This is a genomic window from Virgibacillus alimentarius (genome assembly GCF_017874635.1).
Classification (GTDB): domain Bacteria; phylum Bacillota; class Bacilli; order Bacillales; family Amphibacillaceae; genus Virgibacillus_B; species Virgibacillus_B alimentarius.
Genome location: NZ_JAGIKX010000076.1, coordinates 1 through 1,064, shown reverse-complemented (window position 1 = coordinate 1,064; position 1,064 = coordinate 1). Strand labels below are relative to the sequence as shown.

The following is a 1,064-nucleotide window of genomic DNA, read 5'->3' as shown; positions in this document are numbered from 1 at the left end:
CATTAATTGATTATCCGACCTCTCACACCACCGTACTTACGGATCCGTATACGGCGGTTTAATTTTATTCTATACATGTACTTTGTTATAATGTTCAATACAGGATATTAAACCAAATCTTGTTAGCCTTTCGTTTGTGATTGTGGTAGTAAGAATCCATGAATATGCGATTCTTATCGCCCCTTTACTCGAATGGCTATTTTTGTATGCATTGTATTTGTTCATACCTAATTTGATTAAGTTCTTTCGACGGTTTTTGGCTGTTTTCCATTTCTTCCATATGCACATTCTTAGTCGTACCCTTGTGTGGGAATCTATTCGTGTTAGTAACTTCTTCATATGACCGACTTTAAAGTAGTTAACCCATCCACGAATTAGCTGGTTTATTCTTTCTACTTGATACTTCGTATCAACACTCCAATTCCTTCGTGTTAGTTGTTTTAACTTATACTTAAAGCTCTCTACCGACTTCCTATGTGGCTTTGCTTTATACAGACGGTTTTGGTAGTCTCTGAAGAATCCGAATCCTAAGAATTTCATATCTGGATTATTAGGTTTAGTTACTTTAGATTTTGTCATGTTAACTACTAGACCAAGTTTTTCTTCAATATACCTTGTTACTGACCTCATCACTCGTCTAGCGGACATTTCGCTTTTCACCATGATTATGCAGTCATCTGCATATCTTACAAACCGTAATCCACGACTTTCCAATTCTTTATCAAGTTCATTTAACATGATGTTACTAAGTAATGGAGAGAGATTTCCTCCTTGCGGAGTTCCAATCACAGTTTCTTTGTATTCATCATTGATTTGCACACCACTTACTAGGTACTTTCTGATAAGCGATATTACGTCACCATCATCTACCGTTCTTGATATTAAATTCATTAATCTATCATGATTCACAGTATCAAAGAAGCGTTCTAAATCAATATCCACAATCCATTCGTATCCATCATTCATATAATCCAATGCTTTTAATATCGCCATTTCTGCGTAACGTCTTGGTCTAAAACCGTAACTATTATCGCTGAATTGTCCATCAAATATTGGGGTAAGGA

General features: G+C 35.6%; 1 protein-coding gene. It reads right to left on the bottom strand.

Annotated elements, in window-relative coordinates:
- Positions 1-69: 69 nt before the first annotated feature.
- A partial coding sequence (ltrA, locus tag J2Z81_RS15675) for a group II intron reverse transcriptase/maturase (RefSeq protein ID WP_226371757.1) occupies positions 70-1,064 on the bottom strand: 995 nt, incomplete at its 5' end.